An 18,286-nucleotide genomic window follows, 5' to 3' on the forward strand; every position below is an offset into this window, starting at 1 on the left:
ATAACAGGCTAAAGTCGCTCGCCCATCACCCCTGCCGGTTCACAGGCAATCTCACCCGGAAACACGCCCCCGGCAGCGGTCCTGGCACCAGCTCCAACGTGCCATTCATCCGGGTGACGATCTGCCGGCTGATCGCGAGCCCCAGCCCGGCGCCGCCCTGATCGCCCGCACCCTCGACCCCCCGCCAGAATTTTTCGAACACCATCTTGCGGTTGCGCTTGGAAATTCCCGGCCCGTTATCGGCGATCTCGACCACATAACTGCCCGAGCGCACCGTCGAGCTCACGCGCACCACCGGCTCCTCCGCCTCGTTATATTTGACCGCGTTGGACACCAGATTGATGAACACCTGGCACAGCCGATCGGCATCGCCCTGCACCATCGTGGTGCTGGCCCGCTCACCCATCTCCACCCGCATGCCGCGCTGCCGCAGCAGCGCATCGCAGACGGCGAGAGCCCTCGTCAGCGCGTCCTCAGCATCCACCGGCACGTTCTGCCAGGAGCGTTCGCCCCGCTCCAGCGCGCTCAGGTCGAGAATTTCGTCCAGCAGTTTTGTGAGCCGCAGGCTTTCCTGATGGATCGTTTTGACAAAACGCTGGCGCTGGCTTTCCTCCAGCTCGCCGGTTTCCAAGAGGATTTCAGAAAATGAGCGGATCGAGGTCATCGGCGTGCGCACTTCGTGGCTCACCTGGCTCAGGAATTCGTCCTTCTGGCTGTCGAGCTCGCGCAATTGCGCATTGGCATCCTCGAGCTTTTGCGCTGTCACCCGCAATTCGGCCGAGGTCTTTTCCAGCTGCTGAGAATATTCGATCACCTGCTGGGTCTCGTCGGCCATCTGCATCATCTCTTCGAGCGAGACGTCGCCGCCGGCCACCACTTTCGACAGCATCACATGCGCCGAGGATGCGCCGATCGAGCCCGCCAACTCTCGCTCCAGCCGCCCGATGAACTCCGGCGTCGGCTCCAGCAATGCCGGATCGACGCCGGTATCGCGCGCCTCCGTCTCGAACAAGGCCGCCGCCCGCCGCTCGCCCAACACCCGCTCGGCCACGAAGAACAGGTCATTGGCGGTGGTCGAGCCGGCAATGAAATTGCGCTGCGGCAGGCCGTGCCGACGAAACACATCGACGAAAGCCGTCGCCTGGATGCGCTCCAGCGCCGACGGGCGGGTCAGCAGCGATCCCAGCGTCAGGATCAGCACATTGGCCGACAGGCTCCAGAACGCGGCATGCGCCAGCGGGTCCCAGCCATCCAGCCCGAACATCGCCTCCGGCCGCAGCCAGCTGATGCCCCAGGGCCCTTCCGCTACCAGTGCCGACACCGCCGGCGACACCGATTCCAGCGACGGCAGAAAACAGCTCCAGGCCCAGAACACGAAGCCGACCAGGATCGCTGTGGTCACCGCCTTGAGCGAGGCATCGCGCCAGAAGATCGCCGCCAGCAGCGCCGGCAGGAACTGCGCGATGGCGGTAAACGAGATCAGCCCGATCGGCGCCAGCGCGTCGGAATCGCGGGTGAAGAGAAAATAGAAGAATCCCAGCGACAGGATCAGCACGATGGCGAAGCGCCGCGCCACCAAAAGCACGCTGCTCATCCCCTGCCCGTCGCCACCCTGCGAACCGGCGCTGAATTTCAGCACCAGCGGCATCATGATATGGTTGGACACCATGATCGACAGCGCGATGGATTCGAGGATGATCATTGATGTTGCAGATGAGAAACCTCCGATAAAGGCAAACAAAGCCAACGCATTTTGTCCGGCTGAAAGCGGCAGCGTCAGCGCGAACATGTCTGGGTTCGACCCGGCCGGCATCACCGTCAGCCCATAGATGGCAATGGGGATGATGAAGATGCTCATCAGCATCATATAGGCCGGAAAGGCCCAGCCGGCGACGCGCAGATGGTTCTCGTCGGAGTTCTCGACCACCGTCACCTGAAACTGGCGCGGCAGGCAGATGATGGCGGCAATGGACAGCACCAGCGTGGTGATCCAGCGGCTGTCGAAACTGGTGGAGGTATCGAAGGCGATGCCCTTTTCGGCTGCCTGAGTGAAGATCTGCTCGATGCCCCCCGCCAGATAGACGACGAACACCCCCACCGCCACCAGCGCTGCCAGCTTCACCACCGCCTCGAAAGCAATGGCTGCCACCACGCCGTGATGCTGCTCCTTGGCATCGACATGGCGGGTGCCGAACAGGATGGTGAACAGCGCCATGGCCGCCGCCACCCCCAGCGCCAGCCCCACATCGTCGATACCGGTCAGGCTCCCGCGCCCGAACTCCGACGCCCCTGCCACCGCCTGGATCGACGAGGTCACCGCCTTGAGCTGCAGCGCGATATAGGGCGCAATCCCGATCACCGCGATGCAGGTGACCAGCACGCCCAACCGGCTCGACTTGCCGAAGCGCGAGGAAAGGAGATCAGCCACCGAGGTGATGCGGTGCAGATGGCTGATCCGCACCAGCCGCCGCAAAAGGAAATACCAGCCGACGAAAACCAGTGTCGGCCCCAGGTAAATCGTGAGGAATTCCAAACCACTACGCGCCGCATTGCCCACGGCACCGTAAAAGGTCCAGCTGGTGCAATAGACCGAGATCGACAGCGTATAGACCGTCGGCGAATTGAGCCAACTGCGCTTGTTGGCCTTGGCCCGCCGGTCGCCGAAATAGGCGAGCACGAACAACAGGCCGACATAGACGATCGAGGTGGCGATGACGAAATCAGCCGACAACATCTAGCCGTCGCCCTCGTCCTGCCGTTCTGCGATATCGGGCGTATCCGGCGTCAGATTGCGCGTCAGCACCACCGTCCCCACGATCAGCAGCACCCAGACGCCGAAGATATAGACCACGATCTGCGGCATGCCCATGATGCTGATATCATGGTTGAACAGCGTCACCACCGGCGGCACCAGCAGCACCAGGCCCAACACCGTGAGCATGAACATGCCGCCGACGACCCGGCGCCTGTCAGCCATTTTCATCCAGCAGCTTGCGGACCGCCCCGACCACTTCGGCATTGGCATAGGGCTTGGTGACGAAGCCATCCGCCCCCAGCGCCTCGGCAATGCGCCGGTCCTGCTGCTGGCCCTTGGCAGTGAGGATCAGCACCGGCAGCGCCCTGGTATCGACATCGGCGCGCAATTGCTTGAGCACATCGAAACCGCTGCGTCGGGGCAACATCACGTCGAGCACCAGCATGCGCGGCCTCAGCCGTCGCACCCCTTCCAGCACCGCGTCCCCGTCGGTCACGGACGCAATTGTCCATCCCGCTCGGCGCAGGATGAAGTCGAGCGACTCCAGAATGCTCGGCTCGTCCTCCGCAACCAATATGTCGATGGCCAATGTCCCCCCCAGACCGTTTCGCAGGTGGTCTCCCCTCCGCCTGCTGTGTCAATAAACCGCAATCGATTGAAAACGCCAAGCGCTAATCCCGCTCCAGATGTGGAGCCCGCGGCACCAGCGGCGCCCGCCAGGCCGGACGCCCGGGTCCGGATGCTACCACCTCCTCCTGGCGGCTGGCACAATCGAGCCGCGGACAGAGCCTGCAGCTCGGTCCCACCAGCACATCGGCCTGCTGGTCGGTCAGGTCCAGCCCCTGCGCATAGACCGTCCGGTCGGCATGGAGCACGTCGCAGGCCAGCATGATCGAGGCTGTCACCGGCGGCTCCCGAAACGCCGCCACCCGCCGCTGCACCGTGCGCGCCACGAACAGATAGCGCGAGCCATCGGAGAATCGCACCACCTGCCGCAGCGGCATATCCGGCGTGCGAAAGGCCCCATAAATGGCCCAGAGCGGACAGGCATGGCCGGCATTGGGCAGCAGCAGCCCCGGCAGCGGGAAATGCTTGGTCAGCCGGCCCGAGGGATCGGACCGCAGGAAGCCGAACGGCACCCCCTCTTCGCCAGGACGGCGCAAAGTCACCAGCCGGTGCGCCACCTGTTCATAGCTGGCGTGATAGATCTGCCGCAGATTGTCGACGTCATAGGCATTGGCCTCGGCATCTGCGAGCACGCGCGAATAGGGAAAGACCATGGCCCCCGCCAGATACGAGCCCAATGCCCGCCGCGTCAGTTGCAGCGCCAGTTCCGAAGACGGCGCCACCTCCGCCAACACCGCAGCTATGGCCTCGGGGGCAGCGAGTTCGCCATAGAGCCGCGCCAGCTGGAACTGCCGCGTGGCCAGCGTGGTCGCGCCCTGGAACCACATCACCGCCTCGGCGGGGAAGAACCGATACTGTCCGGGAAACAGCACGCCGTCCTCGCGCAATTCCCTGCCGATCTCTACCCGCACGCCAAACCGTTGCGCCAGCATGTCGGTCAACGCCGCCACCCCGAACGGGGCTTGCCGCTCGATCTCGCTGCGCAGGTGCTGCGCCACATCCTCCAGCTCGGGAAAATGATTGGAGCGCTCGATGATCAGGTCATCCAGCTCCCGCGCCGGCGATACGGTGCGACGATCCGCACTGGCATTGTCGAACTGCCCGATCAGGCTGCGCGCCACCTCGCTCAGTCCGCGCGTTTCGCGGCTGATCGCCCCCAGAAAGCGCCTTCGCTCGGCATCGTCGAGATCAGGCACGTCCTCAAGGATTTCGGCGCTCGAGCGGATGGCGGTAATCCCTGAAAGGATCTGGTGCAGCAATTGCGCAAGCAGCGGATCGGAGCGCAGCCGGTCGGCATAGGCATCGGCGCTGCTTTGGGCGGACGTATAGGCCCGATGCAGCCGCGAGAGCGCCATGGCGCTGGCCGGATATTGCGCCACCAGTTCGCGCCGCTCCTCGGGTCGGAACGGCAACGATTCGACCATCGGATCGGCATAAGCCTCTTCGAGATCCTGCAGCAGTTTCTGCTCGGCCTCACCCGTCAGGTCGCCGATGTCGATCGAGAGATGGTGGGCGACACGCTGCAACAACGCCCCGCCAACATCACGCTTATTGTTCTCGATCAGGTTCAGATAGCTGGGCGATATTCCAACCAGTCGCGCCAGCGCCGCTTGGGAAATCTTCAGCGATTTCCGCCTGTTGCTGATGCGGAATCCGATCGGTGCGCGCATGCCCTCCCCCTCGAAACCATCACCTCCTGTCAACGAATTAACAGAAAGTCGACCGAACCAGAACAAGAGTTGACAGATTTTCCTTGTATTTACAATGGCATGTTGCCTGCGTTTGCAAATGTGTCGAATACTGGGCGAACGGTGAGCAGTCGGCAATGTATCGACGCCCCGTGCCATAAGGAGGAGATCAATGACACTTTCCAAGCGCGGGCTGACCCGCCGTAGAGTTATCCAGACCGGCATGGCCGGCATTATCGGCACGGGCATTGCGCCCATGGTTTTCACCCGCGGGGCCTGGGCTCAGGAGAACTTCTGCAACAACCCCACCGGCGACACCGTCACCATCGGCCTCAACCTGCCGCTGACCGGCGCCTACGCCGAAGAAGGCGCCGACGAACAGAAGGCCTATGAGCTGGCGATTGCCCACCTCAATGGCGAAGGCGACGGCGGCCTCATCGGCGTCCTGACCCCCACGGCCCTCAAGGGCAATGGCATTCTGGGCAAGAAGGTCGGCTTTGTGTCCTCGGACAGCCAGACCAAGTCAGACGTGGCCCGCGCCGGCGCCACCCGCATGATCGAGCGCGATGGCGCCATCATGATCACCGGCGGCTCGTCCTCGGGCGAAGCCATTGCCGTTCAGGGATTGTGCCAGGAAAAGGGCATCATCTTCATGGCCGGCCTGACACACTCCAACGACACCACCGGCAAGGACAAGCGCCGCTACGGCTTCCGCCACTTCTTCAATGCCTACCAGTCCGGCATCGCGCTCGGCCCGGTGCTCGGCGAAGAATACGGCAATGATCGCCGCGCCTATCACCTCACCGCCGACTATACCTGGGGTTGGACCCAGGAAGAGTCGATCAAGGAAGCCACCGAAAAGCTCGGCTGGGAGACCGTCGCGGCGGTCCGTACTCCGCTCGGCTCCACCGACTATTCCCAGTACCTGACGCCGATCCTCAATTCCGGCGCCGACGTGCTGATCCTCAACCACTACGGCCTCGACATGGTGAACTCGCTGCCCCAGGCCGTACAGTTCGGCCTGCGCGACCGTCAGGCCAATGGCAAGCAGTTCCAGATCGTCACCCCGCTGGTGTCGGAACTGATGGCCAAGGGCGCCGGCGAAGCCATGCGTGGTGTCTTCGGCACCTCCAACTGGCACTGGAACCTGCAGGACCCCGGCTCTATCGCCTTCACCAAGTCCTTCGGCGCCGCCTATGGCTCCCCGCCGTCCCAGGCCGCCCACACCGCCTATGTGCAGACCCTGCTCTATGCGGATGCGGTCGAACGCGCTGGCACCTTCTATCCGCCCGAAGTCATCAAGGCACTCGAAGGTCACGAATTCGACGGCATGGGCAATGGTCGTACGCTGTATCGCGCCGAAGACCACCAGTGCATGAAGTCGGTTCTCGTGGTGCAGGGCAATGAAGCCCCGACCAGCGAATTCGACGTGCTCAACGTGGTGCGCGAAGTCGACCGCGAGGGCGCCACCTACGACCCGTCGATCTTCGGCGGCGAGTTGGGCCCGGCAGAACCGGCCCCCGTGTGCTGATCGGCTGACAGCCATAGAGCGCTGAACGTGCCGCAACGACACCTCTCCCTCTGGGGGAGAGGTCGACCCTCTTGGGTCGGGTGAGGGGGCCTTCCCTGCGCATCGCAATAAGGCCCCCTCACCCGGCGTTGCACGCCGATCTCTCCCCTTGGGAGAGGTTAAGACAACGGAGCCACCCATGTTCGAAGTCATCTTTCTGCAATTTCTCAACGGGCTCGATAAAGGCGCTGCCTATGCGCTGATCGCCCTTGGTCTCACCCTCGTGTTCGGCACGCTGGGCGTGGTCAATTTCGCCCATGGCGCGCTCTTCATGCTCGGGGCCTTCTGCGCCGTCACCGTGCGCATGTTCCTCACCATGGAAACGGTCACCATCGACCCCGAAAAGCTCTCCCCCTGGGGGCAGCCGCTGGAAATCCGCGAGCCGCTGGTTCAGGCCTGGTTCGGCGATTTCGGCGCGGTCCTGGTTAATTACTCGGTGCCGCTCTCCATCCTCATCACCATTCCAGTCATGCTCGTGATCGGCATCGGCCTCGAACGCGGCATCATAAAGCACTTCTACAAGCGCCCTCATGCCGAACAGATCCTGGTCACCTTCGGCCTCGCCATCGTGGCCCAGGAAGTGATCAAGTCGATCTTCGGCCCCAATCCCATGCCGCAACCCATGCCCACCGATTTCCGCGGTGCCGCCGATATCGGCGCCTGGCTCGGCATGCAGGCCAACATCATCACCTACCCGATCTGGCGCCTGGTCTATTTCGTCTTTGCCGCCGTGGTCATCGGTGCGGTCTTCGCCTTCCTGCAGTTCACCACCTTCGGCCTGGTGGTCCGCGCCGGCATGGCGGATCGTGAGACGGTGGGGCTGCTCGGCATCAATATCGATCGCCGCTTCACCATCATGTTCGGCCTCGCCGCCGTGGTGGCCGGTGTGGCCGGCGTCATGTACACGCCCCTGCTGCCGCCGAACTATCACATCGGCATGGACTTCCTCGTCCTCTCCTTCGTGGTGGTCGTGGTGGGTGGCATGGGCTCGCTGCCCGGCGCCGTCGCCGCAGGTTTCCTCCTGGGCATCCTGCAGTCCTTCGCCTCGATGAACCAGGTGAAGGCCATTTTCCCCGGCATCGACCAGATCATCATCTATCTCGTCGCCGTCGTCATTCTACTGGTTCGTCCGCGTGGCCTCATGGGTCGGCGCGGCGTGATGGAGGCCTGACATGAACACCAATCTCATGTCCCGCAACGACCTCCTGCTGCTCGCAGGCTTCACCCTCGTCGTCCTGACCATGCCGATCTGGCTGGCGCCCCTTGGCGCCGGCTATCCGGACCTGCTGCAGCGCTTCATGATCTACGGCATCTTCGCCGTGGGCTTTAACATCCTCTTCGGTCTCACCGGCTATCTCAGCTTCGGCCACGCCGCCTTCTTCGGTGTCGGTTCCTACACTGCCGTGTGGTCTCTCAAACTGCTCACCCTTGATGCCATCCCGGCAATGGTGTTCGCCGTCATCGTCTCGGGCCTCTTCGCCCTGGTCATCGGCTTCCTGTGCCTGCGCCGCTCCGGCATCTATTTTTCCATCCTGACGCTGGCCTTCGCCCAGATGAGTTACAACCTCGCCTATTCGGTGCTCACCCCGATCACCAATGGCGAAACCGGCCTGCAGCTCACCCTCAACGATCCGCGCGTGCTCGATGCTGCCGTCGGCCATGGCTTTGTGGGCCAGCCGATCCCGACCCTGTTCGGCACCCCCATCGGCGGCTATGCCGGCTTCTATTTCTGCGCCGGCTTCCTGATCGTCGCCTTCTTCATTGCCCAGCGCATTGCCGGCTCGCCCTTCGGCATGATGCTCAAGGCGATCAAGTCCAACCAGACCCGCATGCAGTTCACCGGGTTCAATACCCGTCCCTATGCGCTGTCGGCCTTCGTCATCTCGGGCATGTATGCCGGCCTCGCCGGTGCCCTCCTCGCCGTCACCGACCCGCTGGCCGGTGCCGAGCGCATGCAGTGGACAGCTTCGGGCGAAGTGGTGCTGATGACCATCCTGGGCGGCGTCGGCACGCTCGTCGGTCCGGTCATCGGCGCCTGGATCATCAAATACTTCGAGAACATCCTCTCGGCGCTCAACGACAACATCCTCGCCCGTTTCTTCGACTTCCTGCCCGATGGCGTGGACACCTTCTTCGTCAAGGTCGTCGGCAAGTTCGTGGGTGATGGCTGGCACCTGACGCTGGGCCTGCTCTTCGTCATCATCGTGATCTTCCTGCCCGGCGGCATCATGGAAGGTGTGCGCCGCATCGCCGCCGCCTTCCGCAATCGCGGCGCCACCCCGCGCTCGTCCACCCAGACCCAAGCCGCAGAGTAGGATCAGCACATGTCCAATGGAAACATTGTCCTGCACGTCGCGGACGTCCACAAACGCTTCGGGGGCCTGCACGCCCTGGCCGACATCGATCTGCAGATCGAGGAAGGCAAGACCCACGCCATCATCGGCCCCAATGGGGCCGGCAAATCCACCCTGCTCAACGTCATCATCGGCAAGCTCGCCCCGACATCGGGCCAGGTGGTGTTCGACGGCACCATCCTCACTGGCCGCAAGCCCTTCCAGATCAACCAGCTCGGCATTGCCCGCGTCTTCCAGACCCCGGAAATCTTCGCCGATCTCTCGGTGCTGCACAATGTGATGATCCCGGCACTGGCCAAGCGCGACGGCATGTTCAAGCTCAACATGCTGCGCACGCTCGACAGCGAGACCGGCATCCGCGCCGAGGCCGAGCACATGCTCGAGGATGTGGGCCTCATCAACCGCAAGGACAGCCATGCCGGCTCGCTCAGCCGTGGCGACAAGCGCCGCATGGAACTGGCCATGTGCCTGATCCAGCATCCGCGCCTCTTGCTGCTCGACGAGCCGACTGCCGGCATGAGCCGCCACGACACCAACACCACCATCGAGCTTTTGAAGAAGATCAAGGCGCGCGGCATGACCAAAGTCATCATCGAGCACGACATGCATGTGGTGTTCTCGCTCGCCGACAAGATTTCCGTGCTCGCCCAGGGCCGTATCATCGCCGATGGCACGCCCGACCAGGTGCGCGGCAATCCCAAGGTGCAGGAAGCCTATCTCGGAGGAGCCCACTGATGAGTTCGCTCGCCATGTCAGCTGAAACCGCCATCCCCGGCAGCCACGCCGCCAATATCGAAACCAGCCGCCCCTTCTTCTCGGTGCGCGACGTACACGCCTATTACGGCGAAAGCTATATCGTGCAGGGCGTCTCGCTCGATATCCGCAAGGGCGAAATTCTCGCTTTGCTCGGCCGCAACGGCGCCGGCAAGAGCTCGACCCTGCGAACCATTGCCCGTGCCGACAACCCGGAAATGCGCGGCGGAGAAATCTGGCTCGACGGCGAACCCGTCCACCAGATGAAGAGCTACCAGGCTGCCCGCGCAGGCATTCAGCTGGTGCCCGAAGATCGCCGCATCATCCAGGGGCTCACCGTCGAGGAAAATCTCAACCTCGCCCGCGTCGCGCCCGGCCATGGCTTCAGCCTCGAGCAGATCTACGAGAGCTTTCCGCGCCTTGCCGAGCGCCGCACCCAGGAAGGCGTGACGCTTTCGGGCGGTGAGCAGCAGATGCTGGCCATCGCCCGGGCCCTGGCCCGCGACCTGAAACTCCTCCTGCTCGACGAGCCCTATGAGGGGCTGGCCCCCGTCATCGTGCACGAAATCGAGCGCATCCTGCACTCGATCAAGCCGCTGGGGATCACCACCATCATCGTCGAACAGAACGCCGTCGCAGCCCTCAAGCTGGCCGACCGCGCCGTCATCCTCGACACCGGCGAAGTCGCCTTCGCCGGCACCGCCCAGGAAGTGCTCGACAACGCCGAACTGCGGCACGAATACCTGGCGATCTGACACCAAACACAATCCGGCCCGCAAGGCCGCATCAGCTACCCTGGGTCCTTCGAGTTCAAAGGCATAATGCCGATCTCACCCTCTCCCCCTCGAAGGATCCAGGGTATTTTTGTCACTGAAGCCCGCTGCCCACCCACAAAACCGACCTCGGGCTCGACCCAAGCGCCATGCTTTGCGCAAACCCTCCCCCCAACGCGATGCAGCTCCTCCCCCTCCTTCAGGGGGAGGCTGGGTGGGGGTGTGCAAGTGCGATGGCTCCAGGAGGAGAAGGCGCTGCAGCCACATCAACCACAACGTGACTTAACAGAGCGCGCGCCCCTACAGCACCGGCGGTTCCTCCACCTCCGGCGCCAGCGCCCCGATCTCGACACCCTCCGCCTCCAGCGCATCGCGCACATCGCGCGCCAGCTCCACCGCGCCCGGCGTGTCGCCATGCAGGCAAATCGAGCGCGCTTCCGATTTCAGTACGGTGCCATCGATCGCCGCGATTTCCCCCTCCCGCGCCAGCCGCAGGCAGCGCTCGATCACCTGTCCGCTATCATGGATCACCGCGCCCTCCTGACTGCGCGGCACCAACAGCCCCTCGGCCGTATAGGCGCGATCCGCATAGGCCTCGCGAATGAGCGGCATGCCCACCGCCTTGGCCGCTCGCACCTGCTCGCTATTGTCCAGTGCCAGCACCGCAATACGCGAATCCATGCCCTGGATGGTGGCGAACACCCCTACCGCAAATGCCAGTTCCTCCGCCGTCTGGTTGGCCAGCGCGCCATGCAGCTTCACATAGCCCAACGGCACCTCGACCTCGTCCGCGATATGGCGAATGAGGAACATCTGGTCGCGAATCTGCCCCAGCAATTGCTCGAGCGGCATCACCAGCCGGAAGCGCCCGAACCGCTTGGGATCGGCATAACCCGGATGCGCGCCGGCCCGCACCCCGCGCGCCCGGCACAGTTTCAAAAGCCGCCGGATCGTCGGCGCATCGCCGGCATGCCCGCCACAGGCGATGGAGGCGCTGGACACGATTTCCAGCAGGTCCTCATCGGTGCCCATGCCCTCGCCGATATCGGCATTGAGATCGATCCTGGTCATCCCCGACATCCCCGCAACAGACGCTGCGCATGATCGACGCTGACCGGGACAAAGGCAACGGGGCTGCCCGGCCGCAATTGCGCAAACCGCCCGAGATCGACGCTGATTATCGTGCCGATGCGCGGATAACCCCCGGTCGGCTGATGGTCGACCATCAGCACCACAGGCGTGCCGTCGCCGAGGATCTGGATATCACCCGGCAGGATCGGATCCGAAATCAGCGACAGGATGCTTTCGCCGCCGAACACCTCACCCTTGTCCAGCAGGCGCACACCCATACGGTCGAGCGTCGGACTGACCACAAAGCCCGCCCCCACGAACCTGTTCCGCACCGCCGACGAAAACCGCTCGGCGTGAATGCCCCAGATGAAGCGGATCGGGCCATCCTCATCCATGGGCGTCGCGGGCAGAACCGGCGCCCTGCCCTCGCCAATCAGGCCGAGCACGTCCCCCGCCACCAGCGCCCTGCCCTCAAGCCCGCCCAGCCGTGCTCGCGTGCTGGTCGACTGGCTGCCCAGCACCATTGGCAAATCCAGCATCGCGCCGAACCGCAGATAGCCGTAATTCCCCGCCGCCCCCGGCGTAATCGACACGCGGTCGCCCGCTCCGAGCCAGGCGCCGCCCGGCCAGTCCTGCGCCACGCCATTCACGGCCACGCCAAACGCACCGCCATCCCAGCCCAGCACTGCCTGGCCCTCGGCCACCTCGATATCCAGTCCGGCTCGGGTGAATTCCAGCCCGCCATCTCCGCTGGCCCCGGCCCGCAGGCCCGCGCGCCAAAATGCTTCCCGATCCATTGGTCCCGAAGCGCTCACCCCATGCGCCAACATGCCGAAGCGGCCATTGTCCTGAATTGTGGTCAGCGGCCCGGCCCGCAATATCCGAAGCACGCTCCTCATGGCGCGGCCTCGAACACCACCATGTCCCCGGCCCGCAGCCGCGTCGGCGGATCGCGCTCGGGTTCGAAATTTCTGAAACCGGTATGCCCGATCACATGCCAGCCGGTCGGAATTTCCGTAGCGGCGATCGCCGTCTGCCCCGCAGCAAACAGCACCGACCCCACCGCCACCTTGGGCCGCACGGCCGTGCGCCTTGGCACGACCAGCTCGGGCGCATGAAAGCCGCAATAGACGAAACCCGGCGCAAACCCGGTGGTCAGCACCCGCAGCGCCTGTTCATTATGTCTGTTGATGAAATCGGCAACCGACAAGCCCAAGGCCTCGGCGACCTCGGCAAGGTCCGGCCCATCGAACAGCACGCCGATCCGATGCGTCTTGGTGTCGAGATCACAAGGCCGATGGGTGAGCCGCAAGCCGATCTCGCCAGCCAACCGCCAGCCATCGATCGCTTGTGGATCGTAGCGCACCAGCACCGAGACGAGGCTCGGCACAATCTCCAGCACGCCCGTGATAGGTAGCCGCAGAAGTTCTGCCGCCAAAGCCAGCGCATTGCGATTTGCGGCCTCGTCCAGATCGGACCCGAACCGCACCAAAACGGCACTATCGCCGAGCGGCACGATGCGCGGCGCCTGCCCGCTGCCAGTGGTTACCCTCTCCATGCCCAAGGCCCGTTGTTCATATGCGGAACGCACTCCTGCGATGAGGTCGCGCGTCCCGTCAAGTCTTGGGCAGGCTGGCCTTATCGGACCAGCGCGAGCGCTGCTATGGCGCCAGCATAGAGGAGGAAAGACTTGCGCTAATTGGGATCGCGGCCCTCCTGCTCAACCACGGCCTCAAAGAGCTCGCGGGCCTGCCCCGGTCCGATGGCCTCGATGGCCACGGCCGCAATGGCAGCAAAAAGCTCCGCGATTTCCTGGGGATCGGTGATTTCGGCGTCGTCTTCGTCGGCGTCAGCGTTGATCAGGGTAAACACAATAACGCGCCTCCACAGTGAGCCTACACCCACACTGTGCGGCGATTCCTGTTACCGTTTAAATAACGGATTGCACCGATCCAGCGCAGAGTTCGGCTTGCCGAACAGGTCAGGTCCGCTTACTCTTCGCCAGCTTCCAGGGCATCGACATAGGCTTCCACCTCGTCGAGCGTTGCCGAAAACGGCTTGGGACTATCTCCGAAGACTATTTTGAAACTCTCGTCATGGCGAATGGCGTGGCCGCCCGGGTGGCCAAGCACCTTCATCTTTTCCGAGGTCAGCACTGTCAGCCCGTAGCGCGCCGCAGCCCGCTTGATCCGCCGCATGCGCGACGCGTCGAATTCCTTCCGGCTCACTTGGCCACTCCAAACCTGTCAGATCGGCCGTTCGCATAACCCCGGCCGCAGCGACGTGCAAGTAATGTCGGCACTATTGCAGAACATAAATGGAACACCTATAGTCGTTCCGTCTATGTTCCGATTCTGGGTGTGGGGCCAATGCTGACGCGCAAACAACACGAATTGCTGATGTTCATCCATGAAAGGATGAAGGAAAGCGGCATTCCGCCTTCATTCGACGAGATGAAGGATGCGCTCGACCTCGCCTCCAAATCCGGTATCCATCGCCTGATCACCGCGCTTGAGGAGCGCGGTTTCATCCGCCGCCTGCCCAACCGGGCACGCGCGCTGGAAGTCGTAAAACTCCCCGATTCGATGAACCCTTCGCTTGGCGGCCGCAAGGCGCGCTTCGAGCCGTCCGTCATCGAGGGCAATCTGGGCAAGGTTGCCACCCCTCCGGCCCGTGTCAGCGCCGGCATGGCCGACGATTATGCCCGCCCCGTCTCCATCCCGGTGATGGGCCGCATTGCTGCGGGCACCCCGATCGAGGCGATCCAGTCCCATTCCCACACCATTGCCGTGCCCCCCGAAATGCTCGGGCCCGGCGAACATTATGCACTCGAAGTGCGTGGCGATTCCATGATCGATGCCGGCATTTTCGATGGCGATACCGTGCTCATCAAGAAGCAGGACGTCGCTTCCACCGGCGAGATCATCGTCGCCCTGGTCGATGACGAGGAAGCCACCCTCAAGCGCCTGCGCCGCAAGGGCAATACGGTGGCTCTGGAAGCCGCCAACCCCGCCTACGAAACCCGCATCTTCCCGCCCGACCGCGTCAAGGTCCAGGGGCGCCTGGTGGGCCTGCTGAGAAAGTACTGACTTGGCTTTCGCGACCGCCCAAGCGGTCATGGATGCTTATGCCGAGCGCATAAATGCCCACGACTTCGACCTGATGCTGGAGCTGATCGATCCCGACGCTGTGTTCTGGTTCAGCTCCGGCTCCCATCATGGCATCGCCGCTATTCGCGCCGCCTTCGTGTCGACTTGGGACCGATTGCGCAATGAAACCTATTGGCTCGAAGATCTGACCTGGCTGGCTTCTGGCGATGATGCGGCCGCCTGCATCTACAAGTTCCGCTGGCGGGCAGAGATCGATGGCGTCCCCACCGAAGGCGGCGGACGCGGCACTACTGTCCTCCGGCGCAAGGCTAACGGCTGGCATATCGTGCACGAACATCTCAGCCGTGAGCCCGCCTAATTACAAAATCTAACCCAAACGCGATGCAGCTCCTCCCCCTCCTTCAGGGGGAGGCCGGGTGGGGGTGCGCAGCACGCTCAAACGCACATGCTCTCCTCTCAAATGAGAGCCCGCAATAAAGCCGCATCAACCCGAACGTGAAGTGCCCAATAAAAAGGCCCGCCAAGCTGGCGGGCCTTTCTCAATTCATATTGCAGCGATCAGTGATTGTCGCGCGGCAGGCCTTCGTTCTGGGCGATGCGCTGATACTTGTCGGCGCCGCGCAGGATGGCGCCGTCGCCAAGCTGGCCGACCAGGCCGCGCTGGATTTCCTGCCACGGCGTCTGGTGCTTGGGGAACTTGTAGCCGCCATCCGACTCCAGCGCCGCGCGACGGGTCGCGATCTCCTCGGCAGAGATCAGGATATCGGCCTCGCCCTTGTTGAGGTCGATGCGCACCCGGTCACCGGTGCGGAGAATGGCAAGATTGCCGCCCGCCGCCGCTTCCGGCGAGGCATTGAGGATGGAGGGCGAGCCCGACGTGCCCGACTGGCGTCCGTCGCCGATACAGGCCAGCGACGAAATCCCCTTCTTGATCAGGTAATCGGGCGGCCGCATGTTCACCACTTCCGCCGCGCCCGGATAGCCGATCGGGCCTGCGCCGCGCATGAACAGCAGCGTATGCTCGTCGATCTCGAGCGACGGATCGTCGATCCGATGGTGGTAATCCTCCGGCCCATCGAACACTACGGCCTTGCCCTCGAACATGCCCGGATGGGCCGGGTCCGAGAGATAGCGTTCACGGAATTCCGGCGAGATCACGCTGGTCTTCATGATGGCATTGTCGAACAGATTGCCGCGCAGTACCAGGAACCCGGCCTCGGCCTTGAGCGGATTGTCGAAATGCCGGATGACCTTGTCGTCCTCGATCACGGTATTGCGGCAATTCTCGCCAATGGACTTGCCGTTGACGGTCGGTGCGTTCTCGTGGATCAGCCCCTGAGTCATCAGCTCGTTGACCACCGCCGGTACGCCGCCGGCATGGTAATAGTCCTCGCCCAGATATTCGCCCGCCGGCTGCAGATTCACCAGCAGCGGCACCTTGTGGCCATGCTGCTGCCATTCGTCGATATTGAGATCGACCCCGATATGCTTGGCAATGGCATTGATATGGATCGGCGCATTGGTCGAGCCGCCAATGGCCGAATTGACCACGATGGCGTTGAGGAAGTTTTCCTTGGTCAGGATGTCGGAGGGTTTCAAATCCTCATGCACCATCTCCACGGCGCGCTTGCCGGTGCGATAAGCCATTTCCTGGCGATCGCGATAGGGGGCGGGAATGGCGGCCGAACCCGGCAGCTGCATGCCCAGCGCTTCGGCCAGCGAATTCATCGTCGTGGCCGTGCCCATCGTGTTGCAATAACCGGTCGAGGGCGCCGAGGACGCCACCAGTTCGATGAACTTGGGATAGTCGATCTCGCCGGCCGCGAGGAGCTGCCGCGCCTTCCACACAATGGTGCCCGACCCGGTGCGCTCGCCCTTGTGCCAGCCGTTGAGCATCGGCCCAACCGACAGAGCGATCGCCGGAATGTTCACCGTCGCCGCACCCATCAGCATGGCCGGAGTGGTCTTGTCGCAACCAATGGTCAGCACCACGCCATCCAGCGGATAGCCGTAGAGCACCTCAACAAGACCCAGATAAGCCAGGTTGCGGTCGAGCCCGGCGGTCGGGCGCTTGCCAGTTTCCTGAATCGGATGCACCGGGAATTCGATAGCGATGCCGCCGGCTTCGCGAATCCCTTCGCGTAGGCGTTCGGCCAGCACGATGTGGTGGCGATTGCAGGGGCTGAGGTCCGAACCGGTCTGGGCGATGCCGATGATCGGCTTGTCCGACTGCAGTTCCTCGCGCGAAACGCCGAAATTCATGTAGCGCTCGAGATAAAGCGCGGTCATGTCCGGATTATCCGGATTGTCGAACCAGGCGCGCGAACGCAATTTGCGGGGGCCACCGCCGCCGTTGTCTGCCGTCATAGTCACTTTCCTTGCTCATCCGCAGAGCGGACTTTGGGGTCTTGCTGGAAGCCGTTCTATCACGCCGCGGGGCCGAGGGAATGGCTTTCTCGCAAAAAATCATACAATTCATGCACGGCGCTGGCTTTGGCCGATTCTGCCGCATGGCTTGGGCAATCTTACCCGGCGCGAAGACCGCATCCGGCGCCTGCTTTATCAGCAGGGGGACACGGAGGCGGGAATCGCTCTGGCAACGCACCGGGATCGGCTTTAGGGTCGCGCCGCCAATGAGACGACCCGCGAAATGGGAGAGGATTGAGTGACATTAACGGTTGCCTGGATTGCCGTGGATTGGGGCACCTCCAATATGCGCTGCTGGGGCATTGACGCCCATGGCGCCATCCTTGCCTCCGCGACCAGCGACAAGGGCATGGGGCGCCTGACGCCACAGCAATTTCCCGAAGCGCTGCGCGAAACCATCGCCGCCTTTCCGCTGCCCGCCAATCCCGTCGATGTGCTGATCTGCGGCATGGCAGGGGCGCGTCAGGGCTGGCGCGAAGCGCCCTATCTCGAAGCGCCGGCCGATCTGCGCGGCCTCGCCGCCGCAGCTGTTCGTCCCGACATGGACGACCAAGGGCTTCAGCCACTCATCCTCCCCGGCATCTGTCAGAAGCAGGGGGGCGAAAACGTCATGCGCGGCGAGGAGACTCAACTGCTGGGCCTTGCCACGCTGCTGCCCGACTATTCCGGCCTTGTCTGCATGCCCGGCACCCATTCCAAATGGGCGCTGCTGCGCGGCACGCATATCGAGCACTTCACCACCGCCATGACGGGCGAGATGTTCGAAGTGCTGAAAACCCACACCGTGCTGCGCCATTCCCTGACTGGCGAACTCGATGGCCCCGCCCGGGCCGAGGGTTTTGCCGCCGGTGCCGCCGATGGGCTGGAGCGCCCTCAGGATCTCCTGGGCCAGTTGTTCCGCGTCCGCGCCGCCGCCCTGCTCTCCGGCCGCCAGCCCGATTGGTGCGCCGGTTATCTCTCGGGCCTGTTGATCGGCACCGAGATCGCCGCCAACCGCCACCAGATCGGCAACGAGCCGGTGCCGCTCATCGGTTCGGCCAGCCTCTGTGCGCTATATGTGCAGGTACTCGAAATGGCCGGTGCCAAGGGCCGCCCGGTCGATGCCACCGAAGTCGTCCTCGCCGGCCTCAAGGCTGCGCGTCAGTTCCGTTCCTGAAG

Annotated in this window: 18 protein-coding genes; 8 read left to right on the forward strand and 10 right to left on the reverse strand. The window is 63.5% G+C overall.

What is annotated here, in order from left to right:
* Positions 1–25: 25 nt before the first annotated feature.
* The 4 genes from BGO80_RS00540 to BGO80_RS00555 all read right to left on the reverse strand — a co-directional run bounded on the left by BGO80_RS00540 (position 26) and on the right by BGO80_RS00555 (position 5,052).
* The gene (locus tag BGO80_RS00540; RefSeq protein WP_286718038.1) at positions 26–2,734 is read right to left on the reverse strand and encodes a sensor histidine kinase; all 2,709 of its coding nucleotides are present in this window, start codon (positions 2,732–2,734) and stop codon (positions 26–28) included.
* Complete coding sequence (locus tag BGO80_RS00545) at positions 2,735–2,977, reverse strand: hypothetical protein (RefSeq protein WP_286718040.1); 243 nt, start codon at positions 2,975–2,977, stop codon at positions 2,735–2,737. It lies immediately after the preceding gene.
* Entirely contained in the window at positions 2,970–3,344 is a 375-nt protein-coding gene (locus BGO80_RS00550; protein ID WP_286718043.1) for a response regulator transcription factor, read from the reverse strand. Before BGO80_RS00550 ends, BGO80_RS00545 begins: the two co-directional genes overlap by 8 nt.
* A gap of 82 nt (positions 3,345–3,426) precedes the next feature.
* The gene (locus tag BGO80_RS00555; protein ID WP_286718045.1) at positions 3,427–5,052 is read right to left on the reverse strand and encodes a helix-turn-helix domain-containing protein; all 1,626 of its coding nucleotides are present in this window, start codon (positions 5,050–5,052) and stop codon (positions 3,427–3,429) included.
* 190 nt (positions 5,053–5,242) lie between these two features.
* On the opposite strand from BGO80_RS00555, the gene BGO80_RS00560 reads away from it, so the two are divergent.
* The 5 genes from BGO80_RS00560 to BGO80_RS00580 all read left to right on the forward strand — a co-directional run bounded on the left by BGO80_RS00560 (position 5,243) and on the right by BGO80_RS00580 (position 10,502).
* On the forward strand, positions 5,243–6,601 hold the full coding sequence (locus BGO80_RS00560; protein ID WP_286718047.1) for a substrate-binding protein: 1,359 nt from the start codon (positions 5,243–5,245) through the stop codon (positions 6,599–6,601).
* Positions 6,602–6,779: 178 nt separating this feature from the next.
* Complete coding sequence (locus BGO80_RS00565; RefSeq protein WP_126152285.1) at positions 6,780–7,811, forward strand: branched-chain amino acid ABC transporter permease; 1,032 nt, start codon at positions 6,780–6,782, stop codon at positions 7,809–7,811.
* 1 nt (position 7,812) lies between these two features.
* The gene (locus BGO80_RS00570; RefSeq protein WP_286718051.1) at positions 7,813–8,955 is read left to right on the forward strand and encodes a branched-chain amino acid ABC transporter permease; all 1,143 of its coding nucleotides are present in this window, start codon (positions 7,813–7,815) and stop codon (positions 8,953–8,955) included.
* Between the two features lie 9 nt (positions 8,956–8,964).
* Positions 8,965–9,729, forward strand: a complete 765-nt coding sequence (locus BGO80_RS00575; RefSeq protein WP_126152287.1) for an ABC transporter ATP-binding protein — start codon at positions 8,965–8,967, stop codon at positions 9,727–9,729.
* Positions 9,730–9,743: 14 nt separating this feature from the next.
* Entirely contained in the window at positions 9,744–10,502 is a 759-nt protein-coding gene (locus tag BGO80_RS00580) for an ABC transporter ATP-binding protein (protein WP_206437897.1), read from the forward strand.
* 318 nt (positions 10,503–10,820) lie between these two features.
* Here BGO80_RS00580 and BGO80_RS00585 read toward each other — a convergent pair whose 3' ends face one another.
* From BGO80_RS00585 to BGO80_RS00605, 5 genes are all read right to left on the reverse strand, one after another.
* Complete coding sequence (locus tag BGO80_RS00585) at positions 10,821–11,591, reverse strand: LamB/YcsF family protein (RefSeq protein ID WP_286718053.1); 771 nt, start codon at positions 11,589–11,591, stop codon at positions 10,821–10,823.
* Complete coding sequence (locus BGO80_RS00590) at positions 11,588–12,490, reverse strand: 5-oxoprolinase subunit C family protein (protein ID WP_286718055.1); 903 nt, start codon at positions 12,488–12,490, stop codon at positions 11,588–11,590. Before BGO80_RS00590 ends, BGO80_RS00585 begins: the two co-directional genes overlap by 4 nt.
* Positions 12,487–13,149: a 5-oxoprolinase subunit B family protein gene (locus BGO80_RS00595; protein ID WP_286718057.1), complete on the reverse strand. Its 663-nt coding sequence runs from the start codon at positions 13,147–13,149 to the stop codon at positions 12,487–12,489. The genes BGO80_RS00590 and BGO80_RS00595 overlap by 4 nt, the downstream gene beginning before the upstream one ends.
* 137 nt (positions 13,150–13,286) lie before the next feature.
* Positions 13,287–13,463 (reverse strand): hypothetical protein, encoded by a 177-nt coding sequence (locus tag BGO80_RS00600; protein ID WP_164550492.1) that lies wholly within the window; start codon positions 13,461–13,463, stop codon positions 13,287–13,289.
* Positions 13,464–13,582: 119 nt separating this feature from the next.
* Positions 13,583–13,819, reverse strand: coding sequence for a hypothetical protein (locus BGO80_RS00605; RefSeq protein WP_126152292.1), 237 nt, complete (start codon positions 13,817–13,819; stop codon positions 13,583–13,585).
* A 141-nt stretch (positions 13,820–13,960) separates the two neighbouring features.
* Here BGO80_RS00605 and lexA point away from each other — a divergent pair, with 141 nt between their 5' ends.
* Together lexA and BGO80_RS00615 are read left to right on the forward strand one after the other, a co-directional pair.
* Positions 13,961–14,680 (forward strand): transcriptional repressor LexA, encoded by a 720-nt coding sequence (gene lexA, locus BGO80_RS00610; protein WP_126152293.1) that lies wholly within the window; start codon positions 13,961–13,963, stop codon positions 14,678–14,680.
* Between the two features lies 1 nt (position 14,681).
* Positions 14,682–15,059: a YybH family protein gene (locus BGO80_RS00615; RefSeq protein ID WP_286718063.1), complete on the forward strand. Its 378-nt coding sequence runs from the start codon at positions 14,682–14,684 to the stop codon at positions 15,057–15,059.
* A gap of 200 nt (positions 15,060–15,259) precedes the next feature.
* On the opposite strand, the gene BGO80_RS00620 is transcribed toward BGO80_RS00615, so the two are convergent.
* Positions 15,260–17,068 carry an IlvD/Edd family dehydratase gene (locus BGO80_RS00620; protein WP_126152294.1) on the reverse strand — a complete coding sequence of 603 codons (1,809 nt, stop codon included), beginning with the start codon at positions 17,066–17,068 and terminating at the stop codon, positions 15,260–15,262.
* Between the two features lie 298 nt (positions 17,069–17,366).
* Between BGO80_RS00620 and BGO80_RS00625 the strand changes: the two genes are divergently transcribed.
* Positions 17,367–18,284 carry a 2-dehydro-3-deoxygalactonokinase gene (locus BGO80_RS00625; protein WP_286718066.1) on the forward strand — a complete coding sequence of 306 codons (918 nt, stop codon included), beginning with the start codon at positions 17,367–17,369 and terminating at the stop codon, positions 18,282–18,284.
* The last annotated feature ends 2 nt before the right edge of the window (positions 18,285–18,286 follow it).

This window comes from Devosia sp. 63-57 (genome assembly GCF_001899045.1).
Lineage (GTDB): Bacteria > Pseudomonadota > Alphaproteobacteria > Rhizobiales > Devosiaceae > Devosia > Devosia equisanguinis.

What these genes read in the sequence shown, in the direction of transcription:
- BGO80_RS00540 (WP_286718038.1), bottom strand. Translation starts at nt 2,734, where the DNA reads ATGTTGTCGGCTGATTTCGTCATCGCCACCTCGATCGTCTATGTCGGC.
- BGO80_RS00545 (WP_286718040.1), bottom strand. Translation starts at nt 2,977, where the DNA reads ATGGCTGACAGGCGCCGGGTCGTCGGCGGCATGTTCATGCTCACGGTG.
- BGO80_RS00555 (WP_286718045.1), bottom strand. Translation starts at nt 5,052, where the DNA reads ATGCGCGCACCGATCGGATTCCGCATCAGCAACAGGCGGAAATCGCTG.
- BGO80_RS00560 (WP_286718047.1), top strand. Translation starts at nt 5,243, where the DNA reads ATGACACTTTCCAAGCGCGGGCTGACCCGCCGTAGAGTTATCCAGACC.
- BGO80_RS00565 (WP_126152285.1), top strand. Translation starts at nt 6,780, where the DNA reads ATGTTCGAAGTCATCTTTCTGCAATTTCTCAACGGGCTCGATAAAGGC.
- BGO80_RS00570 (WP_286718051.1), top strand. Translation starts at nt 7,813, where the DNA reads ATGAACACCAATCTCATGTCCCGCAACGACCTCCTGCTGCTCGCAGGC.
- BGO80_RS00575 (WP_126152287.1), top strand. Translation starts at nt 8,965, where the DNA reads ATGTCCAATGGAAACATTGTCCTGCACGTCGCGGACGTCCACAAACGC.
- BGO80_RS00580 (WP_206437897.1), top strand. Translation starts at nt 9,744, where the DNA reads ATGTCAGCTGAAACCGCCATCCCCGGCAGCCACGCCGCCAATATCGAA.
- BGO80_RS00585 (WP_286718053.1), bottom strand. Translation starts at nt 11,591, where the DNA reads ATGACCAGGATCGATCTCAATGCCGATATCGGCGAGGGCATGGGCACC.
- BGO80_RS00590 (WP_286718055.1), bottom strand. Translation starts at nt 12,490, where the DNA reads ATGAGGAGCGTGCTTCGGATATTGCGGGCCGGGCCGCTGACCACAATT.
- BGO80_RS00595 (WP_286718057.1), bottom strand. Translation starts at nt 13,149, where the DNA reads ATGGAGAGGGTAACCACTGGCAGCGGGCAGGCGCCGCGCATCGTGCCG.
- lexA (WP_126152293.1), top strand. Translation starts at nt 13,961, where the DNA reads ATGCTGACGCGCAAACAACACGAATTGCTGATGTTCATCCATGAAAGG.
- BGO80_RS00620 (WP_126152294.1), bottom strand. Translation starts at nt 17,068, where the DNA reads ATGACGGCAGACAACGGCGGCGGTGGCCCCCGCAAATTGCGTTCGCGC.